Here is a 19800-nt window from a genome sequence, read left to right as displayed (position 1 = left end):
CCGCGCTCGACCTTGTAGACGATCCCGAGGCCCCCCGCGCCCAAGAACCCCACCACCTTGTAGTCCCCGATCATGTCGCCGATGTCCGGGTGCCTGAGTGTCAGTCCCACGCTCTACCTCACCTCCTAGATGGGGGAGCGTAGCATAACCGCAGGGATGCGGCTCAGACAGCGGGACCGGAGCGGCAGGTGGACCCCTCCAAGGCTCGCGACCGCTCCAAGTCGGCCGCTCCACCTACCGCCCCGGTCCCCATTCCGGGACGGGCCTATTCCTCGCGCATCGGCGCGGCGTCGAGCACGCGCAGCAACTCGCACCCGACTTTGACCTTGGACTCTGGCCACGTCCGCAGGAGCCCGACAGCCTTCCGGGTCTCGGGTGACAGAGCCTTGTCAGTGGTAGGCATCTCGCGCGCGCTCATATCCAGGAGCACAGCCGGGGAAACACCCAAGGCGACCGCGAGCCTTCGCAGCGCTGGAACGCTCGGCATCATCCCGCCGCGCTCGATGCGCCCATACACGGCCGGGCTCATCCTTGCCGCATCGGCTACTTGTGCCTGAGTGAGCCCGAGCGCCTCGCGTGCGGTTCGGGCTGCCTCGCCGAGTCTCTTTTGTAGAAGGTCATCTTCCATGCGGTATGCCTCTCAGATGATGGCGCCATTTTCCTTATCACGCTTGCCTTGCTGCTGCCTCCTCTTGTTGAGCTTGGCCAACCCGGTCGCTGTTCCCTTGAAGATGGCGAACTGCTCGTCATCCATCGTTCGCACCAGTCGCAGCAACCGCCTGATTTCCGGCGTCAGTTCTTCGTCGGGTGCCGGTTGGGTCTGAGTGGCTTCCCTTTCGACGAGCCCCACAAGCAAGTCAGCAGAGAGCCCAAGCGCAACGCAGATCTTCGTTAGCGTTGGCGTGCTCGGAAGCATGGCGCCTCGCTCCAGCCTCCCATACACTTCCGGCGTCAACCTGACTCGCTCGGCTATGTCCTCCTGAGTCAGTTTCAATTTCAACCGGGCCGCCCGCGCAGCCTTACCGATTTGAATACTGAGTTCGGTTCGGTTTCTCCCCTTGGTGGCGCTCTCCTTCTTACCTGGCTTCCCTTTCATTGACCTAACCCTCGTCCTCGTCGGGCGTTAGCGCCGTCCGCTCGATGGGGTTCGCCGTCAGTCGCTTGACCCTCGCGGCAGCCTCGAAAATGGCCTTCAGCTCTGCTGCGATTTCATCGGCGAGGACCGGCGGCTCTACAGTCCCCAGGTAGACGAGTAGTTCCTCGCGCATCTCGGCGGCAGAAAAACGCTCGCGCGGATCCGGTTGGAGCGCACGCCGGACAATGGACCGCAAAGGAGCGGGCGCGAACTCAAGTCGACGTTCCGCTTCCGAAGGGTGAAAGCGCAGCAGCCGGTAAGCCACCACGTCCAGGCTTAGCTGTGCGGTCCGCTCGGCACGCACAGGGAATGAGAACCCGACCGGGGCACCCTCCACGGGGGCATCAGTCGGGTCGAGCGGGTATTCGGCCAGCAGCATTTCAAGCAGCACGAGCCCGAGCGAGAACACGTCCGCTCTGCCGTCAATCGCTCCCCCGATAAGCGGGTCGGCTCGGCCCCCGGTGGACTCCATCGCAGCTCGCAGAACCTCGGGTGCACAGTAGGCCGGGTCGCCGCGCAGCAGGCCGGGCGGCGTCTTCAAACGGTCGCGCAGCTCCGAGTACGCAGCACCGAAATTCACGAGCTTGACGCGCCCATCAAACCCGAGACGGATTCGCATGGGACCCACCGCGCGATGAACGATGTGCATCGGGTGGCCTTCGCTGCTAATGCGCCCGTGAGCGTAAGCAAGCGCACCCGCTACTTCCGCCGCGACGTATGCTGCGAAGGCGGACGACAGACGGCGCTCCACCAGCAACGCGAAATCCATCGCGGTGAGGAGATAGCAACCGCGCAAGTGCTCCATGACCACGTAGGCGGTGTCACCATGGAAAGCGAAGCCGTAAACCCTGGCGATGCCCGGGTGCTCCAGGTGCGACGCGAGCTGCACCTCTTCCCAAACCCGCTCGCTCCTCTCACGGTCTGAGGGCACCTGCACAGGCTTGAGAATGACCCTCGAGCGACGGACCCCGCTTTCGCTGATGGGTTTCCTCCAAGCAAGAAGAAGCGTGTCGTAGTCCCGGTTTAGAACCTGGGTGTCGTAAACCTCGTATTTGAAGCCTTCGAATTCGAAGATAAGACGCGGGCCGGAGCTGTCCGCCATGATGTGCTCTCCTTACGAAGCCCTACAGCCTGTCGAGGTTGGGGATGTCCGCACGTCGCCAGCTCTCGCCGTCTGCGCGTGTGTAGAACACGCCCATTTCAAACTCAGCCGCGCCTGCCCCGTGGTCGCGAACCTCGACCCTACCAATCCACCGCGCAGGCTCGCCGGTAAGCGCTGCCGCGAGGAAGCCATCCTGACGGAGAAGAAAAAGGCTCCGGTACTCCTGCACCATCCGGCTCAGGTCCCAGCGGGACAGCCCTTGTCCGTGCTGCTCGGCGTAGCGCAGCAGCTCGTCAGCAACGAAACGGGGTGCGTAGTGCTGCGGCAGGTAAGGCAGAATCGCGAGGTGCCGACGCAGCTGCTCGGCCTGCACAGGCGACATGCTCCGCCCCTGGGGGATGGCTTCAACAGGCAGCCCGGCCCCCAGCAGCAGCGCGCCGAACTCATCCAGGCCCGACAGCGCGTCGCGGGTCGCGGCAAGGGCCTCCGGGGGCGGGCGGCTCGCGCACGCAGTCGCGCCGGAGGCGAGCACCGCCAGCAGCGCAAGCAAGCTCAGCGAGGCATGAGCCGAAAAGCAGGCAACGGAAATCAACCTCATACGAGAGCGCGGTTCGCTCAGCACGGGGCACCACCTCCAGCGCGTTGGTTGGTGAGACGGCGAAACGCCCGGAGAGGTAACACAGTCATATGAGCAGGGGAAGCCCGGGAGTCCTGAACATATACGAAACATACAATGCGCGGATTGCGCGATTAGGCCCGAGTCAGGGAAATCAGCACAGAAATGTTCCCTACATGTATGGGTTAACCAAGCCGCTCGTGCGCGGCGTGTGCCCTTGCAGGACTCGGCAAGGCGCGGACCTGTTGACCACTCACGCGCGACGGGTCGACCTGGTCCGTCATTACCGGGCCGATCCTATGAGTGCCGGGGCCCGGTGGTGGCCACGCTGTCGCTACCCGTCTCCCTTGCTTGCCCGTCTGGATGCACGCTGTGCTTTTGGCACGTCCATACGGGCCGGACAGGAGGCCACGTCGACGCGGGCCTCGTGGTGAGCATCCAGGCAGGCCGAACGGCCATTCGCCGCGCGCCTCGTGGGGGGCGCTGGCTGTGTCGATGCGGGCCATGCTCCATTCACTCGCCTGTGCGGCCCTTGGTTGCCCGGCTGCACTCTTGCCGATCACCCCTCGCGCTTTGTTCGTGGCCTGGACACGCGGCTTTACGCTGTGTCACTGCTGGCGTGGGTAGTTCTTGGGCTGTTGGGTGTGTCGTTCAGGGCGGGTAGGTGATGAACAAGATCGAATCCCTGGAGGGAAAACCCTCCGTGTGTGGCGCATTCGTGCGCCGTTGTTGGCTGGCAGGTGAGGACGCCGGGAAAAACGCCGGTAGTCGCTCCATGCGCCGTCTGTGGTCACTCCAGGCCGCGCCTGTGGCCACTTGCCTGGGGGCCAGCGCTGGGGGTCGGCGGGAAGCTCGCGCGTCCATGCACCAGCAGCGCGGCATTCTCTGGAGTGCGGCCCGTTCTCCAACCCGGAGAGCAACGCCAGTGCAGGACGGGAGCCAGCCATGAGCACGCCCCCGGTTGCTGCGGACGCCGCGCCCGCGTTTCTCACGGTGGAGGAAGCCGCCGAAATACTGCGCGTGAACAGGAAGACTCTCTACGAAGCGATCCGGCTTGAGCAGGTTCCCGGCGTCGCTCGCATCGGAAAAACCCTCCGCATCCGCCGCGCTGCCCTGCTAGAATGGACAGCCGGTAAGGGCCGTGATTCTGCGCTCGGGAGTCGGAAATGAGCGTCAGATTGCGGAAGTGGCAGAACAAGGCAGGGAAGGTCGAGGAGGCTTGGCAAGTGGACTTCATGTTCCACCACCCGGACGGACGGCGACAGCGAGTCGTGAAGTTCTCGCCTGTGCAGACGCGCCGGGGTGCCGAGCAGTACGAGCGCGAATTGCGCGCCTCCCTCTTCAATGGAACCTTCGGAAAGGAGAACAACACCGGGGAGCGCCCCATGACGTTGGCGGAGTTCGCTCCGCGCTTCCGGACCTACAGCGAAAACAACAACAAGCACTCCAGCGTCGTCAGCAAGAGCCAAATCCTGGAGTCTCACATCCTGCCGTTTTTCGGTGAAATGGCGCTGGCTGCCATTGGCTCGGCTGAGATGGAGGATTTCAAGGCTGTCATGCGCAAGAAGAAGTCGGCAGCGCGCGCCCGGAAGGCGGCCCCCACGCGGGCAGCCCTCCGCAAGCGCAACGGCGAGGAACCAAAGCCGCTGAGCCTCAAAACCATCAACAACGTGTTGACGGTGTTGAGCAAGCTGCTGGCGGTCGCGGAAGAGCAGCGGGTCATCGAGCAGGCTCCGCGCGTGAGGCTCTTCGCGAAGCTGCCGAAGCCGCCCTTTGATTTCCTCACCTTCGAGGAGGCAGAGCGCCTGAGCAACGCCGCCGAGCCGGAATGGCGAGCGCTGCTGCTGGTGGCGCTCAAGGCGGGGCTGCGGCAAGGGGAGCTGATCGGGCTCCAGTGGAGCGACGTGGACTTCCAGCGCGGCAAGCTGCACGTCCGCCGTACCATCTGGCGCGGGGTCTCGGGCTTGCCCAAGGGTGGACGCGAGCGGACGGTGGAACTGCCCAGCTCGGCAGTGGACGCACTCAAGGGACACCGACACCTGCGCGGCCCTTACGTGTTCTGCCAGGAGGACGGTCGGCCGCTTACCGACGGGCTGCTCAAGCTGCCGCTGCGCCGGGCCCTCCAGCGGGCGGGCATCACCCGCGAGCAGGGCCGCATCGGCTGGCACGACCTGCGGCACACCTACGGTAGCCACCTCGCCATGAGGAGGATACCGCTGACGGTCATCAAGGAGCTGATGGGGCACGCGACCATCGACATGACGGAGCGCTACGCCCACCTGAGCCCGGACACGCGCAGAGAGGCGGTCGGGGTTCTCGACCGGCCCTCTGCGCCCGCGTGCGACATACGTGCAACACGGATGGAGGAAGCTGCCAACCACCCGTAAGCACGGCGTAAAATAGTGGAAGCGGCGGGAATCGAACCCACCGTCCGTGAAGTCAGCCGCTCACGGGCTCTTGGGACACGGAGGGTTTGCAGGACAGCGGCCCTCCACATCCCGAGGCGTCGTCTCCGTACAGCCGGCCACATCTGCGAAGGTGTTGGAGCCCAGGAAGCTCACGTCCGAGGCGCCGCTCCACCCCCGGAGGATGCCGTGGCCAGCGCTGTACTCGACGCGGGAGCCGGTGATGAAGGCCGCCGTGGGCTGGTTGAACAGCAGGATCGCCGAGCTCACCGAGAAAGAGCCCGCCAAGTAGTTGCACCCGTAGCTCGAGCACTGGCAGTCCCCTCCCGCGTAGCGCACCCGCACATTCTGCAGCGTGACGCGCACCTCCACGCCCGCCTCCACGGTGAGCGTGGCCTGGGCGCCGGCACCGCCCACAGTCAGTCCGTCCATGCGGTAGGGCACGCCTACGTCTCTCAGGGTGGCGTCCTGGCCCAGATAGTAGACGCTCGAAGAGGCCACCTCGGAGCTCACGGAGATCGCATCCGGGCGGTTGCCGGTATAGCGCCCGCTGGGCACTGTCCCCAGGGCGTTGGGGTTGAGCGCCAGGGGCTCGGGCAGGGCCTGGCTGCCGGAGGCGGTGATCGTCAGCTTTGTGGAGCCCTCGGCGAAGCCGGTGGTGCCAGCCAGCACCGCGCCAGGGCTGGTGGAGCCTTGAATGGTGACGTGCTCCACGAAGAGCTGTCCGCGCTGGAGCCTACAGGCTCAAGACGTGCCAACGCCGGGAGGACGGCGTGGCAGGCGCACCACGAAGGTGGTCGTGCCGTCAGCGGAGTGCCCCTCGAGCGTGCCGCCGTGCGAGAGCACGATCTGCTGGGCGATGTAGAGGCCGAGGCCAAGATTCCCGCTCGCCGACTTCTCGTGATGGCGCGCTCGGCGGAACGGCTCGAAGATGAACGGGAGGACGTCCGCGGGAATGGGCTCGCCCTGGTTGCTGATCTCGACGACGACGGCCGCTCCGTCGGAGCGTGCCTTGATGACCACGGCCGTCCCAGGCGTGGCGTACTGGATGGCGTTGCCCGTGAGGTTGGAGAAGACTTCCGCCAGACGATCCGCGTCCCAGGCGCCTGTCACGTCGCCTTCGACCTCCAGTTGAAGGGCCGCCTCGAACTCCTCGACGACGCCTTGGCAGATCTCACGCAGGTCGGCCGGCTTCGGTTCGATCAACAACCCGCCACCCAGACGCGCGCGCGTGAGATCGAGCAACTGGGTGATCATCCGGCTCATGCGTTGGCCACTGCGGATGATGCGCGCGGCCGTCTCCGCGTCGTGCGTGTCGAGATGTCCGCGCCGAAGCAGCGACGCGGCGGCCATGCCGATCGACGCCAGCGGGTTGCGCAGGTCGTGCCCGAGGATGCCAATGAACATCTCCCGGAACTCGGCCACCGAGCGCAGCTCGCGCTCGCTCTCCTCCGCGCGCTCCTTGGCCGCGTCCGCCGCGTCCGCCAGCTCTTGCGCCTGAATCGTTGCGCCGACCATCCGCTCGTTCGCTTCGCGCTGGTCGACGAGCACCGTATCGGAGTGAGAGCGCTCGCCGCTGAGATCCTTGTCGGTGGACTCGCGTGCGACCGCCAAGAGCCTGCGCCTCCTCTCATCGTGGCCGTCGGACTTGTCCCGTTCGACGCGCAGGCTCTTGTCGGTCTGGTCGCGTCTCGGGGAGAGGGGGTGGCGCACGCCCTCGGCGGCGGAATACGCCAGGCGCACGAGCACGTCGGCCGGCGGGCCGAGCACGGACAGAGAGCGGATCGTCTCGTCGTCCAGCTCGACGGTGATGCTTTGCTTTGTCATGACTCGCCCCTTGTGCACACGCATGTACCCGTTCAGCGCCAGGAGGGCGCTTCCAGTTCCTGCTTCGTCATCCGCCTCCTCTGTCCTCGCCGCTCGGAGTGCCTGTAAGCAGGCCCTTGAACCCCTTGAGCGCCCGGCCCACGGCGATCCCGCCGTCCGGCGAGATCTCGTACTCCCTCAGGTCCTTGCTGTGCTGGCTGGAGCGCACCTTGACGACCGCCATGGCCCGCTTGAGCTGCCCGTCGAGCTCGACGTAGCGCTGGATGATGATGGCGTCCGTCAAGAACGCGATGCCCTGGGGGCTGAACCGAAGATCGTTGTAGGAGTCGGCCATCTCCACCGTCGCCAGGACCGTGACGCCGAGCCCTGTCAGCGCTCCCATCATCCGGTACAGTGACTCGCGAAAGTCCTCCCGGAACGTGGGCGCGAGCGCCAGCTCCAGACCGGACAGCGAGTCGATCACCGCCCGCTTGGCGCCCAGGCGCTTCACGGCATTCTGAAGCTCCAGCAAGGTCTCGTCGATCGAGAGATCCAACGGGCGCAGGTAGAGCACTTCCAACCGCTTCTCGCGGACCAGCTTCTCGAATTCCTGCCCGCGCGGCGTGGTCTGGAGATAGTCGTTGGGCCGCTTCTCGAAGATGGCCACGATCCCGTTCTCGCCGCGCGAGGCTCCCTCGACGATGAATTGATTGGAGAGCACCGTCTTGCCCGAACCCGAAGGCCCGGCGATGAGCATGGAGTACCCGCTCGGGATGCCACCCCCTAACATCTCGTCGAGGCTTGGCACTCCGGTCGAGAGGCGATGTTCGAGCGGGTGCCCGGCGATGAGCTCCGCCGGCTTGAGCAGCCGCGGGAAGACGCTGTAGCCCGCGTCCGTGATGCGGGCCGTGTGCAGGCCGGGGATCTGCCCCTGGCCCCGCATCTTCATCACCTGCAGCTTGCGCACGACGGAGTTGCGATCGATGGCCTGGGAGAGCCAGATAAGCCCGTCGGCCACCGTGAACACCGCGCTGTCATGCTCGCCGTCCGCATACTCCCCAATGAGGAAGGTGGTGGCCTCGTAGCTGGTGAGCGTCAGCGCCAGGCGCTGCATGAAGTCCGACAGCTCACGCTCGCCGCCTGGCCCGGTGGCGAGCGTGCTTCGCTCCATGGCCCGAAAGGAGTCCACGACGACGATGCTCGGAGCCGACTTCTCGATCTCATGCACGATGGCCTCCAGCACCTTCCCCATCCCTCCGTCGAGCGCCTGCTGGCCGAGGTGGATGAAGCGAACCGTGCCGTCGCCCACCTTGGCGGCGTCGAAGAAGTCGTACTGTTGCTGATAGCGAAGCATCTTGATGGGAGGCTCGCCGATGATGCTGAAGTACACCGCCCTCCGCTCGGGGCTCGCGTTCGCGAACGCGATCTGATGCGCCATCGTCGTCTTGCCGCAGCCTGGGCCGCCGGCGATCAGGTTGAAGGAGAATTCCGGAATCCCGCCGCCCAAGACTTCATCGAGCCCCGGCACCCCGGTGCTCAGCTTGCGAATCGCAACGCTGTCGCTCATTCGTTTGTCTCCCAGGGTGCCGCCCCTTCGAGTGTCGGCCAGGCGCTGCGGAGTACCTGGTTCGTCAGTCGCTCTCCGATAAAGGTCGTGAGGAGCGCGAAGAAGGTTGCAAACAGCATCGCGGCCGACTCCAGGGTGACGGCGGGATCCTTGGCCTGCAGCCGCTCGCGCAGCTTCGTCGAGCTTTCGAGGCTGGAGACTTCGGCGAAGCACTCGAAATCGCCTTTCGCCAGCTTTGCGCTCCTCAGGAACAACAGCTGGACGCCGATGGAGCCCACCAGGGGCGCCATGTGCGCATGGATCTTGTCGTAGACACGGCTGGCGGCCGTCGTCGCAGGCTCGCCCGCGCTGCCGGCCGCACCCTCGTGCGCCAGCAATCGCCGGGCTCGCTCCAGCTGCGCCGGGTTCGGGCGGGTCACGGTTCCGCCGCGCTCATGGAGTCTCGTGAGGCTCCGTCCTGCTCGACATCGAGCGGGGATTCGGGACCCCGCGGCTTCTCATCCAGCGTGCGCACCATGGCTCTCTTCCTCGACCTTGTGCGTGGGGCCGTCAATGACGTCTTCAAGTCGGCTGGGGGGAGAATGGGCGTAAGCAGCCAGGGCGCTCCCAGCCGGAGCTCAGGGCCCTCTTACCACGGTTACCGTCGCTTCTTGAGCCAGCGCGTCACGCTGACCTTGCGTAGTCGGCAACGGAACAGGTGGGGCTTGCCCCGGATTGGGTGGACACAGGGGTGATGCTGACGCCCTCTTCATCGTCCACCACCAACGCAGTACGCGCCATTCTGGAGCACCCGTCACTGCCCACGCGGCCTGCTCAGCTGGCTGCAGCGCAGGGGCCACCCCAGTTCGCGTGGTGTTGAGCCTCGAGCAGTCACGCTGCCAAAGACGCCCACGCCCCTGCTGCCTCCCCCTGGGGAGGCCACTGGGCCGGCGTGTGCTCCAGGGGGCCGCACCGTGTCTCCACCAGCCCGGCCCACAGCCCTCGTGGCACCCGTCAGCAGCCCTCCTCTCCCCTCGGCTCCAGCCCTCTCCCTCCACACGGCCCCCATTCCGCCTAGACACTGGAGGATTTGGTCCAAATTTGGTCCGACAAGGACCGATTTGGTCCCCTGATGCGAGCCGTGCCTCCTCTTTAGGAGTGAATTCGACTCAAGGCGGCGGGCAACCTCAGATAGGAAGCGGCGGGAATCGAACCCGCCGCTGGGAGCCAGCTACTCCGCGGGGACGACGAAGTCCTTGATGACGGCCATGTGCTGCATGTTGGTGGCGCCGCTGTCCGTGGACAGCGCGGGGGAGATGTCCGAGAGCGGCGAGTACACGCGCGTGTCCACCACGAGGCCCGCGCTGAAGGAGCTGGAGCCGATGACGGTGGCCGTCTGGTAAGCGCGCAGGTCCGAGTCCACGAGCACGTGGTCGTACGGCTTGGCACGGGAGGCGTTGGTGTTGGTGTTGCCGTTGCGATCCGCCGGGTACGGGCTGCTGGTGGTCACCACCTGGGCGAAGGTGCTGAAGCAGCTCTCGGAGCGGGTGTCGGTGTTGAGGTCACCGGCGATGGCCAGGTAGTCGCCCGCGGGGACGAGCGACTTGATGCGGGACACCAGGTTGGTGGCCTCGTTGTTGCGCGTGGCGGCATCCGCGGTGAGCAGGTGCACACTCACCACCCAGAGCTCCTTGGGGCCGGGGATGTCGATGCGCGCCCAGGCGAAGTCGCGGTTGGTGACGTACGGGTCATCCCACTCGCCCGAGGCGACGATGGGCCAGCGGCTGATGACGCCGTTGGGGATCTGCGCACCGGCCTCGCGGTAGTAATAGAAGCTCGAGCCGAAGGCGGTGTTGACGAAGCTCCGGATGGCGGTGGCCGAGTTGTCGCCGTAGTTGAACTCCTGGATCATCACCACGTCCGGCTTCGTGCCCTGGAAGATGCGGGTGCCGTGGCCCGGGTCGTAGCTCTGGTAGTTGCCGCTGGAGATGTTGGCGGCCATCAGCCGCACCCGGGCGGTGAGGAGCTGAGAGCCATTGGCGCCCACCTCCGTGGCCGGCAGGGGCTCGGACTCCGTGCTGTCCGTGCCAACGCCGCACGCGGACAGCGAGAGGGTGAACAGCGACAGCATCAGCCTGGACCCGAGACGGGTCTTCTTCGAGGGGGCGAAGCTCTGGGGCATGGGTTCCGTCCTGTGCGCGGGGGATGGGGCGCGAGAGGAACCCTAGGCTGCCCTTCAGGCAAGCGACAGCCTGGTGCCACATGGTTGGGACCGCACATTTCTCCGGCGGTCCCTCCCGTTCATACCGCGCCGCGGCACGCCTCAGTTGGAATCGGGCTCCTCGGGCTCCGGCGCGAGGCGGTCACAACTGACGCGCACCGCGTCGAGGCGTCCGTAGAGGCCATGCGTCTCGTCCTCGGGGCCGGAGGTGAAGAAGAGCGTGTCGGTGGGCTGGTTCGCCACGCCGCTGCCAAAGGCCAGTCCCCACAGGCCGTCGATCCGGATCGTGCTGCCATCGGGCCGCTCCAGCCGCCCTTCGCGGTGGCCGGTCTGCGGGTCATAGACGTTGATGATGCCATCGCCGAAGTTGCCCACCAGGAGCTTGTTGCCGAACCTGCCGAAGCTGGCCGGCGACAACGCCAGACCCCAGGGAGCGTTCAGCCTGCCGCGCGAGATGAGGCGCCGGACGAAGCGGCCATTGGCGTCGAAGATGCTGACGTAACCCAGCCCCTTGCCGGCGACATCGTCCTCGCGGTCCGCGTCCTGCCTGGCGTAGGTGACGTAGAGATTACCGTTGATGTTCTGGATGCCGAAAGGCGCGAAGCCCGCGGGGATGAACGGGTCCGTGAAGGAACCCGGAAGCGTGGCGGGCGCGAAGGTGCTGTCGAAGACGTCGATCTTCCCGTTGTGGAAGTCCGTGGCGTACAGGAAGAAGCCCGTGCCATTGGGTGCGAGCGCGAGGCCCTTGTAGATGGCGCCGGTGCTCGAGTTGTCCACGACGGTGAAGGAGTTGGTGAAATTGACGGCCGGAGCCCAGGCGGTGAGGGTGCCCTGCTCGGTGGCGAAGATGAAGAAGCTGGTGCCCGAGGCCTCTCCCCGGGTGACGACGAACTGACCGGAGCCGTTGAAGACGATGCCGGTGGGCTTGCCCCGTCCGGTATCCCCCGGAGGAGGCGGGACGGTCACGACGAGCGAGTTGGGCACGCCGTCGCCGTTGTAGAGCGTGGAGAGGCCGGTCCCGTTGTCATTGACCCAGACGAGGCCGAACGGGTTGAACGCGATGCCCCACGCGTTGACCAGGTTGGGATCCACGTTCTCCGCGAACCCCGCCCTGTCGGCGACGAGGTTGCGCTGCACATAGGCATTGGGCTGCTTGCAATAGTTGTTGGCGGAAGCGAACGCGGGCACCAGTGAAGTGGCGAGCGCGAGTGCCAGCACAGGGCTCCGCCAGGAGCCCGGGAATGAAGCATTCATGTGTGTCCCCCCTCCAGAGGCCGCCAGGACAGCGGCCTCATTGGACGGGAACGTGGGAGCACGTGAGAGGAGCGACAACCCACCCCGTTGGCCGTGAAGGCCGCGCACTACTCGCCCCTCGGCCGCGCCCCCTGCACGGCAGGCACCCGGACGGGCGGACGGAGGCCCGTGCTTGTTCCCCTGTCCCCGAGTGCACATCTCGGAGTCGTTGACGGCTGCGTGGAAGCGGCGGGTGCTGAATCCGCCCGCGGTCCGTACAGGGGAGCGACGAGCGATGCGACGAGGGATCGTGTGCGCGGGACTGCTGCTGGGACTGGCTGGCTGCGCGGGGGTGCGGCGGGTGCCACCCACGGAGCAACTGGTGGACTCACAGGTCTCCATCCGCCAGGCGGAGGAGGCCGGAGCCGAGAAGGTGCCGGATGCGGCGCAGCACCTGCAATGGGCACGGGAGCAGGCGAGCGAGGCGCGCAGGCTGCTCGAGCACAACGAGCGGGACAAGGCGGCGCTCTTCCTGAAGCGCGCGGCGGCGGACGCGGAGCTGGCCCTGGCCCTGGCGCGTGAGGCGCCGGCGCGGGCCGAGGCCGACCGGGTGCTCCAGCAGGTCCAGCAACTCCAGGGCACGGTGCAGTGACAGCCACACGTAAGGAGAAGGTCATGCGGGGATGGAAGCGACTGACGTGGGGCGTGCTGGGAGCCACCGTGTTCGCGGGGTGTGCGGCCAGCACGCCGCGAGAGCTGCTGGATGCGCGCTATGCCTATCAACGGGCCTCCACGGGGCCGGCGGCGCAGTACAGCCCGGATGCGCTCGTCGAGGCGCGCGAGGCCCTCAACGAGGCCAACCGCTCCTTCGAGCGGGAGCGGGACTCGGAGAACACGCGCACGCTGGCGTACGTGGCCTTGCGCAAGGCGCAGATCGCCGAGTCGCGCGCCCGGGCCATCGTGGCCGAGCAGGAGCGGGTGGCGGCGGAGCAGCAGCTGGCCATGGCCCAGAGCTCGGAGGCCGTGAGGACGCGGCAGGAGCTGGACAAGGCCCGCGCCGAGCTCGCCGAGGCCCAGCGCCTGCGCGCGGAGGCGGAGCAGCGGCAGGCCCAGCTCCAGCAACGGCAGCAGCAGGAGGCCCAGGCGCAGGCCGAGCAACAGCAACTGGAGCAGGCCCGGCGTGAGGAGCAGGAGCGCCAGGCGAAGCTCGACGAGGCCCAGGCGAGGATGGATCAGCTCAACGCCCAGCTCGAGCAGGAGCGCCAGGCGCGCCTCCAGGCCGAGCAGCGCGCCGCCCAGGCCGAGGCCGAGGCCCGCGCCCAGGCCGAGGTGGCCAGCGAGCTGCGCAACATCCGGCAGGTGCAGGTGAAGGAGGAGGCCCGCGGACTGGTGCTCACGCTCTCCGGCAGCGTGCTCTTCCGCTCGGGGAGCGCGGATCTGCTGCCCACGGCCAAACGCCGGCTGGACGAGGTGGCCGAGGCGCTGAAGAAGACGCAGAGCCCGCTCGTCATCGAGGGCCACACCGACAGCCAGGGCCCCACGGAGCTCAACGAGGAGCTGTCCTACGAGCGCGCCAGCTCGGTGCGGGACTACCTGGTGGAGCGCGGCGTGGACAGCGCGCGCATCCGCACCGAGGGCCGCGGCGAGGAGCAACCCGTCGCCTCCAACAAGAGCGCCGAGGGCCGCGCGAACAACCGCCGGGTAGAGATCGTCATCGAGCGCGGTATCGGCGGAGCCGGTGAGCCACAGCAGCAGCCACCGCAGCAGCAGCAGCCGCAGCCCAACCGCTGACGCGGGAAGAAGCACCCGCCGGACATGACAAGGCCCCGTTGCCTACAAGAGGCAGCGGGGCCTGTTGCTTCCCACCCGAGACGCTTTACGGCTTCGCCGGAGCGGACGTCAGCTGCGACGGGTGGTTGGGCACCTGGATCTCCCCGGAGATGATCTTCGCGCGCAGCTCCTCGACCTTCTGGAGCGCCTCGGCCTTGCCCGGGAAGTCCACGCGCACGGGGGCGTAGGTGACGCCGCCCTCCTTGAGGCCCAGCGTCACGTCACCGCCCTCCAGCTTGCCCTGGGACAGGTCGCGCACGGCCTCGTAGACGCCCAGGTCCACGCGCTTGAGCATGGAGGTGAGCACCGCCTCGGGGGCCAGGTGCGACTGGTCCGAGTCCACGCCGATGACGAACACCGGCTTGCCGGCGGCGCGCGCCTCCTTCACCGCCTGGATGACGCCGAGGCCGTCCGAGCCGGCCGCGTGGTAGACGACGTCCGCGCCCTTGTTCACGAGATCCTGGCCCACCTGCTTGCCGGCGGACACGTTGTCGAAGCTGCCCGTGTAGTTCACCAGCACGGTGGCCTTGGGATTCACCGCAGCCACGCCCGCGCGGAAGCCCGCCTCGAACTTCTTGATGAGGGGCACCTCCATGCCGCCCACGAAGCCCACCTTGTTGTTCTTGGAGGCCAGGCCCGCCAGCGCGCCCACCAGGAAGCTGCCCTGCTCCTCGCGGTACATCACCGTGCGCACGTTGGGCAGCGTGTAGACCTTGCCGTCCGCGGACACCAGCGGGCTGTCGATGAGGAGGAACTTCGCGTCCGGGTTGCGCTTCGCCACCGTCTCCACGGCGTTCTCGAGCATGAAGCCCACGCCGATGGCCAGGGACACGCCCTCGTCCACCAGCGTCTGGAGGTTGGGCTCATAGTCCTCGGGGACCTTGCTCTGCAGCACCACCGGGGTGACACCCACCGGGGCGATGCCGCGCGAGGCCAGGTCCTGCGCGAGCGACTCCTTCAGCTCCTCCGGGGTGGCGTCCTTGTAGCTGCCGCCCTCCATCTTCTTGCCCGCCCCCCACAGCTCCAGGCCGCGCAGCGCCGAGTCGTTGAAGGAGTGGTCCCCGCGGCCTCCCACGTCCGTCACCAGGCCCACCTTCAGCGTCTTCGCCTTCGGCGCGGCGGCGGCCGGCGCGTTGTTGGCGGAAGCGGCCTCCGGCTTCGCCTCCTCCTGCTTCTTGCAGGCGGACACGAGCACCAGGGCGGACAGCAGGGACAGTCGCAGGAAGGAGCGGGAAAGGGCCATGGCGCGGGCTGTAGCAGAGCCGCGCCTGACCCTCAAGTCAGCCCCGGGAGACGTCAGGCCAGGAGCGCCGCGCCGATCAGCCCGCTGTCGTCACCCAGCTCGGCGTCGGAGATGAGCAGCCCCTCGCGCGAGGTGGTGGAGGCGAACGCCTGCACACCCTCCACCACGCGGCGCCGGATGCCAGGGCAGTGCGTCAACACGCCACCACCCAGGATGAGCCGCGCCGGGTTGAGCACCGTCACCTGGTTGGCGATGGCCATGGCCAGCATGAGGCTGGCGCGCTCGTAGATTTCACGCGCCTCGGTGTCACCCGCCTCCGCCGCCTGCTCCAGCGTCACGGGCGTCACCCGGGCCGGATCACCCTCCGTCAGGTCCTTCAGCACCTGCGAGCGGCCCGAGGCCAGCAGCTCGCGCGTCTGCGCGATGAGGTTGTGGCCCCCCGCGTACGCCTCCAGGCAGCCCAGCTCGCCGCAGCCACACCGGCGCCCGTTGGGCACCACCTTGATGTGGCCCAGCTCGCCCGCCACCCCGCCGCCGCCCGTCACCAGCCGGCCTCCGGCGATGATGGCGCTGCCCACGCCCGAGCCCACGAACACCGTGTACATGTCCTGCGCGCCGCGCCCCGCTCCGGCGTGGAGCTCGCCCCAGGCGGCGGCCGACAGGTCATTCACCACCCGGACGGGGTAGCCCAGCCGGGTGCGGAGCATCTCCCCCAGCGGCACGTTGCGCCAGCCGAGGTTGGGCGCCACGGCCAGCACGCCGGACTCGCCATGAATCTGTCCGGCCGCGCCCACGCCACACCCCTGCACGGGCGTGCCCGCGGTGTCCACCGCGGCCTTGGCGGCGTGGGCAATGGACTCCACCACCGCCGCCGGGCTGCGCTCGCCGAGCGCCATCTTGGCGGAGGCGATGATGGTGCCCTTCGCATCCACCACCGCCGCGCGGGCGAAGGTGCCTCCCAGGTCGATTCCCAGTGTGGGCATGCGTGTCCTCCGGTCGGGCCATCAGCCCTTGAGCTTGGAAACGAGAGACGAGACGAGCGCGGACACTTCCTTGCGCCGGGCCTCGTCCTTGAGGCTCCCATCCGCGTTGAAGGCGTCCATGGACCGCGGCAGGTGCACCTGGGCGGGCAGCACGTGCGCCCCCACGGACGACATCACCTGGCGCAGGTGCGGCTGCATGCGCGCGGTGCCGAAGACGCCCGGCGAGGCGCCCATCAGCCCCACCCACTTCTCCTGGAAGAGCCGCTCGGGCGGACGCGACACCCAGTCGAGCAGGTTCTTCAGCCCGCCCGGAATGGAGGAGTTGTACTCGGGGCTGGCGATGAGCAGCCCGTTGGCGCGCGCCAGCCGGTCCCTCTGCTCCTTCACCAGCGCGGGCCAGCCCTGCGCCTCCACATCCTGATCATAGATGGGCAGTTGCGCGAGCACCTTGGGGTCCACGACATCGACCTCGGCGCCCTGCGCACGGGCTTCCGCGACGGCGGCGTCCAGCAGCTTCTTGTTGAAACCCCCCGTGCGGACGCTGCCGCACAGGGCCATGATGTGGGGAGTGGCCATGGCGTCTTCCTAGCTCAGGCGACCTCGCGCTGCACCTTCTCCACCGTGCCCTCGATGAGCTGGCGGATCTCCTCCAGCCGCTCGGGCGTCTTCGCCTCGAAGCGCAGCACCAGGATGGGCTGGGTGTTGGAGGCGCGGATGAGGCCCCACCCGTCCGGGAAGGTCACCCGCACTCCGTCCACGTCCACCAGCGAGTGGCCCGCCTTGCGCAGCGTCTCGGTGGCGCGCTTGACGATCTCGAACTTCTTCTCCTCCACCGTGTCCACGCGCAGCTCGGGCGTGGCGAACGTCTTGGGCACGTCCCCGAGCAGCTCGGACAGCTTCGCCTTCTCGTGGGTGAGAATCTCCAGCAGGCGCGCCGAGGAGTAGATGGCGTCGTCGAAGCCGAAGTAGCGGTTCTTGAAGAAGATGTGGCCGCTCATCTCGCCGGCCAGCTCCGCGTGCTCCTCCTTCATCTTCGCCTTGATGAGCGAGTGGCCCGCCTTCCACATCACCGGCTTGCCGCCGTGCTTCGCGATGTCGTCGTAGAGCGTGTACGAGCACTTCACCTCGCCGACGATGGCGGCGCCCGGGCTCTCCTTCAGCACGTAGCGGCTGAAGAGGATCATGATCTGATCGCCCCAGAGGATGTTGCCCTGGTCGTCCACCACGCCGATGCGGTCGCTGTCGCCGTCATAGGCGATGCCCACCTCGGCCTTCTCGCGCTTCACCGCCGCGATCAGGTCCTGCATGTTCTCCACCACCGTGGGGTCCGGGTGGTGGTTGGGGAAGGTGGCGTCCATGTCGCAGAAGAGCGGAACCACCTCGAAGCCCATGCTCTCGAAGAGCGGCACGGCCACGGCGCCGCCGGTGCCATTGCCCGCGTCGATGACGATCTTCATCCCCTTGCGGCCCACCTTCACCGTCTGACGGACGAAGTGGTAGTAGGGCGTGTGGATGTCGAAGGGGCTGACGACGCCCGGCGTGGCGGCCTTCTCGAAGTCGCGCGCCTCGATGAGCTTGCGCAGCGCCTGGATCTCATGGCCGTGGAAGGTCGTCTTGCCGGCGCCAATCTTGAAGCCGTTGTACTCGGGCGGGTTGTGGCTGCCGGTAATCATGGCCAGGCCGTCCACCGGCAGGGTGTTGGCGGCGAAGTAGGTCAGCGGGGTGGGGACCACGCCGACGTCGAGCACGTTCAACCCGGTGGAGGTGAGGCCGCGGCAGAGGGCGTCACGGAAGCGCGTGGAGGACTCGCGGCAGTCGCGGCCCACCACGATGGAACGTCCACCCTTGCGCCGCACCACGGTGCCGAGTCCCTTGCCCAGCAGTTCCACCACCTCGACGGTGAGGTCCTTGTCCACCAGGCCACGGATGTCGTACTCGCGGAAGATATGCGCGTTCATGAGGCTGTTTCCCAAGCCCTCGAGAAGGGAGGCGGGGTCGAGGGCGGCGCACTGTATACACAAGCCCGGGGCGGGGGGGTATCCAACCAGGGTCCGGCCGGGCCGAGGCCTCCAGACCCGGGTGTACCCCCCGTATAACCCTTTGTGACTCCAGGTAGACAGGGGAGCTAATGGGCGCGCTCGCGGGCCTCCTGCTCGCGATCGAAGTCCACGAGGGCCTGGACGATGCGCTCGCGGGAGTCGGAGAGCAGCAGGTAGCGCGCGTAGTCCTGGCCCCGGGCGAGCTGCTCCAGGAGCGGATAGACGGGCCGCGTGCGCGTCCAGAAGTCCTGGCCCAGGAAGATCATCGGGCTGATGACGCCCACGGTGTTGTAGTGGTTCTGGCAGGCGTCCTGGAAGACCTCCTGGATGGTGCCGGCGCTGCCCGGGGAGTAGATGACGCCGCCCCGGGCGATGGCGAGCAGGCCGTCCTCGCGCACGCTGTTGGCGAAGTACTTGGCGATGTGCGTGGCGAAGGGATTGGGCGGCTCGTGGCCGTAGTGCCAGGTGGGAATGCCCAGGCTCTCGCTGACGACGCGGTCCGCGTCCCGGAGGGGCCAGGTGGCGCGCACCTCGAAGGCACGCGAGAGCCACTCGCGGTCCTTGTAGCTCGGGGCCTTCGCGAGTAGCTCGAGGGCGGAGGACAACTCGGCGTCGGTGCGCCGGGCGAACCAGGCGCCCACGTGCGTGGCCTCCATGGCGCCCGGCCCGCCGCCGCTCACCAGGAAGAAGCCGAGGCGCGCCAGCTCGCGGGCCAGCTCCACCACCGCGCGGTAGTCCTGCTGCCCTCGGAGCATGGAGTGGCCGCCCATGATGGCCACCACCCTGCGAGGACGGCCCTGGCTGTGCTGCGCGAGCACCTCCTCCATGGCGTCGGTGATGGCATGGTCGTGGAGCCGCTGCGCCAGCGTCTCCAGCAGCGAGGGGGAGTTGGCGCCGCCGCGCGAGTTCCAGTGGGCATAGATGCGGGCGTCGGGCGTGTCGGCGTAGCTCTCGGGGCGCGCGGGGTCGAAGCCCGCGTACAGCTCCTCGGGAGAGTAGAGGCCGCCCCGGTAGGGCGAGTACGGCAACCCCGAGAAGGGCGGGAAGACCATGGCCCCGTGCGCGATGACCGCCTGAAGTGCCTGCGTCTCGAGCTGACAGCCCAGGAAGACGGTGCCCGTGAGGTCCGCGCCCAGCAGCACCCGCGTCTGCCCCGTCAGGTCCAGCCCCTGGAGGATGACGTTGGCGAGGCTCCTGCCGCCCGCCAGGTGCTGCTCGAATGCCACGAGGGTTTCAATCTCGACCAAGAAGAACTCCCGAAGATGGAGGGCTCGGGAAGGTAGCAGGAGCCCCTCGCCTCCGGGATGATTCCTCGGGCGCTCACGGCCCGGGCTGGGGACTGAAGGACTCGGCGCTGCGGAGCTGCCGTCCGTAGGCATCACTCGGCTTCAGCATCGCCACCTCTGGGCTTCAGAAGCCCGATGGAGTATGAGCGGGTGACTTACCAGAGAAGTTGGTAGCAAGCTCCTACCGCATGCGTAGTCCGATACAGGCTCGATTCCCGCTCCGTGCCAAGTACTACAGTGGGACTTTGGCGCGAGGGTCTCTGCGTCGGTAATGGCAGCGTTTGGCGATGGCCTGATGGCGGCGTCGCCAGCGGCTCCAGTGCAGGACGAAGTCCAAGGCCGGCCGCACCACCCA

General features: G+C 67.4%; 18 protein-coding genes and 1 pseudogene. 4 read left to right on the top strand and 15 right to left on the bottom strand.

What is annotated here, in order from left to right:
* Positions 1-265: 265 nt before the first annotated feature.
* The 4 genes from AC16DP_RS46210 to AC16DP_RS46195 are packed head-to-tail and all read right to left on the bottom strand — an operon-like array spanning position 266 to position 2859.
* Positions 266-628: a helix-turn-helix domain-containing protein gene (locus tag AC16DP_RS46210; RefSeq protein ID WP_329730109.1), complete on the bottom strand. Its 363-nt coding sequence runs from the start codon at positions 626-628 to the stop codon at positions 266-268.
* Positions 629-640: 12 nt separating this feature from the next.
* Positions 641-1096: a helix-turn-helix domain-containing protein gene (locus AC16DP_RS46205; RefSeq protein WP_329730108.1), complete on the bottom strand. Its 456-nt coding sequence runs from the start codon at positions 1094-1096 to the stop codon at positions 641-643.
* A gap of 4 nt (positions 1097-1100) precedes the next feature.
* A complete protein-coding gene (locus tag AC16DP_RS46200) occupies positions 1101-2237 on the bottom strand; it encodes a protein kinase domain-containing protein (RefSeq protein ID WP_329730107.1) in 1137 nt (378 codons plus the stop codon).
* Between the two features lie 22 nt (positions 2238-2259).
* Positions 2260-2859 carry a hypothetical protein gene (locus tag AC16DP_RS46195; RefSeq protein ID WP_329730106.1) on the bottom strand — a complete coding sequence of 200 codons (600 nt, stop codon included), beginning with the start codon at positions 2857-2859 and terminating at the stop codon, positions 2260-2262.
* Positions 2860-3798: 939 nt separating this feature from the next.
* Here AC16DP_RS46195 and AC16DP_RS46190 point away from each other — a divergent pair.
* Both AC16DP_RS46190 and AC16DP_RS46185 read left to right on the top strand, forming a co-directional pair.
* Positions 3799-4023 (top strand): helix-turn-helix domain-containing protein, encoded by a 225-nt coding sequence (locus AC16DP_RS46190; protein ID WP_071905296.1) that lies wholly within the window; start codon positions 3799-3801, stop codon positions 4021-4023.
* Positions 4020-5240 carry a tyrosine-type recombinase/integrase gene (locus AC16DP_RS46185; protein WP_329730105.1) on the top strand — a complete coding sequence of 407 codons (1221 nt, stop codon included), beginning with the start codon at positions 4020-4022 and terminating at the stop codon, positions 5238-5240. Before AC16DP_RS46190 ends, AC16DP_RS46185 begins: the two co-directional genes overlap by 4 nt.
* Positions 5241-5300: 60 nt before the next feature.
* On the opposite strand, the gene AC16DP_RS46180 is transcribed toward AC16DP_RS46185, so the two are convergent.
* The 6 genes and pseudogenes from AC16DP_RS46180 to AC16DP_RS46155 all read right to left on the bottom strand — a co-directional run bounded on the left by AC16DP_RS46180 (position 5301) and on the right by AC16DP_RS46155 (position 12085).
* Positions 5301-5972 (bottom strand): hypothetical protein, encoded by a 672-nt coding sequence (locus AC16DP_RS46180; protein WP_329730104.1) that lies wholly within the window; start codon positions 5970-5972, stop codon positions 5301-5303.
* A 30-nt stretch (positions 5973-6002) separates the two neighbouring features.
* The gene (locus AC16DP_RS46175) at positions 6003-7085 is read right to left on the bottom strand and encodes a sensor histidine kinase (protein ID WP_329730103.1); all 1083 of its coding nucleotides are present in this window, start codon (positions 7083-7085) and stop codon (positions 6003-6005) included.
* A gap of 67 nt (positions 7086-7152) precedes the next feature.
* Positions 7153-8631, bottom strand: a complete 1479-nt coding sequence (locus tag AC16DP_RS46170) for a DUF7125 family protein (protein WP_329730102.1) — start codon at positions 8629-8631, stop codon at positions 7153-7155.
* A complete protein-coding gene (locus AC16DP_RS46165) occupies positions 8628-9050 on the bottom strand; it encodes a hypothetical protein (RefSeq protein WP_329730101.1) in 423 nt (140 codons plus the stop codon). The genes AC16DP_RS46170 and AC16DP_RS46165 overlap by 4 nt, the downstream gene beginning before the upstream one ends.
* A gap of 794 nt (positions 9051-9844) precedes the next feature.
* Positions 9845-10792: pseudogene (locus AC16DP_RS46160) on the bottom strand (endonuclease/exonuclease/phosphatase family protein); the annotation flags it as partial.
* 141 nt (positions 10793-10933) lie between these two features.
* Positions 10934-12085 carry a TIGR03118 family protein gene (locus tag AC16DP_RS46155; RefSeq protein WP_329730100.1) on the bottom strand — a complete coding sequence of 384 codons (1152 nt, stop codon included), beginning with the start codon at positions 12083-12085 and terminating at the stop codon, positions 10934-10936.
* A 274-nt stretch (positions 12086-12359) separates the two neighbouring features.
* Here AC16DP_RS46155 and AC16DP_RS46150 point away from each other — a divergent pair, with 274 nt between their 5' ends.
* On the top strand, positions 12360-12716 hold the full coding sequence (locus tag AC16DP_RS46150) for a hypothetical protein (protein ID WP_329730099.1): 357 nt from the start codon (positions 12360-12362) through the stop codon (positions 12714-12716).
* Between the two features lie 23 nt (positions 12717-12739).
* Positions 12740-13855, top strand: a complete 1116-nt coding sequence (locus tag AC16DP_RS46145) for an OmpA family protein (RefSeq protein ID WP_329730098.1) — start codon at positions 12740-12742, stop codon at positions 13853-13855.
* A gap of 85 nt (positions 13856-13940) precedes the next feature.
* Here AC16DP_RS46145 and AC16DP_RS46140 read toward each other — a convergent pair whose 3' ends face one another.
* The 5 genes from AC16DP_RS46140 to AC16DP_RS46120 form a co-directional block, all read right to left on the bottom strand.
* Entirely contained in the window at positions 13941-15137 is a 1197-nt protein-coding gene (locus tag AC16DP_RS46140; RefSeq protein ID WP_329730097.1) for a BMP family lipoprotein, read from the bottom strand.
* A 53-nt stretch (positions 15138-15190) separates the two neighbouring features.
* Positions 15191-16120, bottom strand: a complete 930-nt coding sequence (locus AC16DP_RS46135; RefSeq protein WP_329730096.1) for an ROK family protein — start codon at positions 16118-16120, stop codon at positions 15191-15193.
* A gap of 21 nt (positions 16121-16141) precedes the next feature.
* Positions 16142-16696, bottom strand: a complete 555-nt coding sequence (locus tag AC16DP_RS46130) for an NADPH-dependent FMN reductase (protein WP_329730095.1) — start codon at positions 16694-16696, stop codon at positions 16142-16144.
* Between the two features lie 14 nt (positions 16697-16710).
* The gene (locus AC16DP_RS46125; RefSeq protein WP_329730094.1) at positions 16711-18078 is read right to left on the bottom strand and encodes a phosphomannomutase/phosphoglucomutase; all 1368 of its coding nucleotides are present in this window, start codon (positions 18076-18078) and stop codon (positions 16711-16713) included.
* A 167-nt stretch (positions 18079-18245) separates the two neighbouring features.
* The gene (locus tag AC16DP_RS46120) at positions 18246-19406 is read right to left on the bottom strand and encodes an LOG family protein (protein ID WP_329730093.1); all 1161 of its coding nucleotides are present in this window, start codon (positions 19404-19406) and stop codon (positions 18246-18248) included.
* Positions 19407-19800: the final 394 nt, after the last annotated feature.

This window comes from Archangium sp., assembly GCF_057119385.1.
Note: the sequence above shows the minus strand (reverse complement) of the source record. Positions and strands in the feature narration are given on the sequence as shown.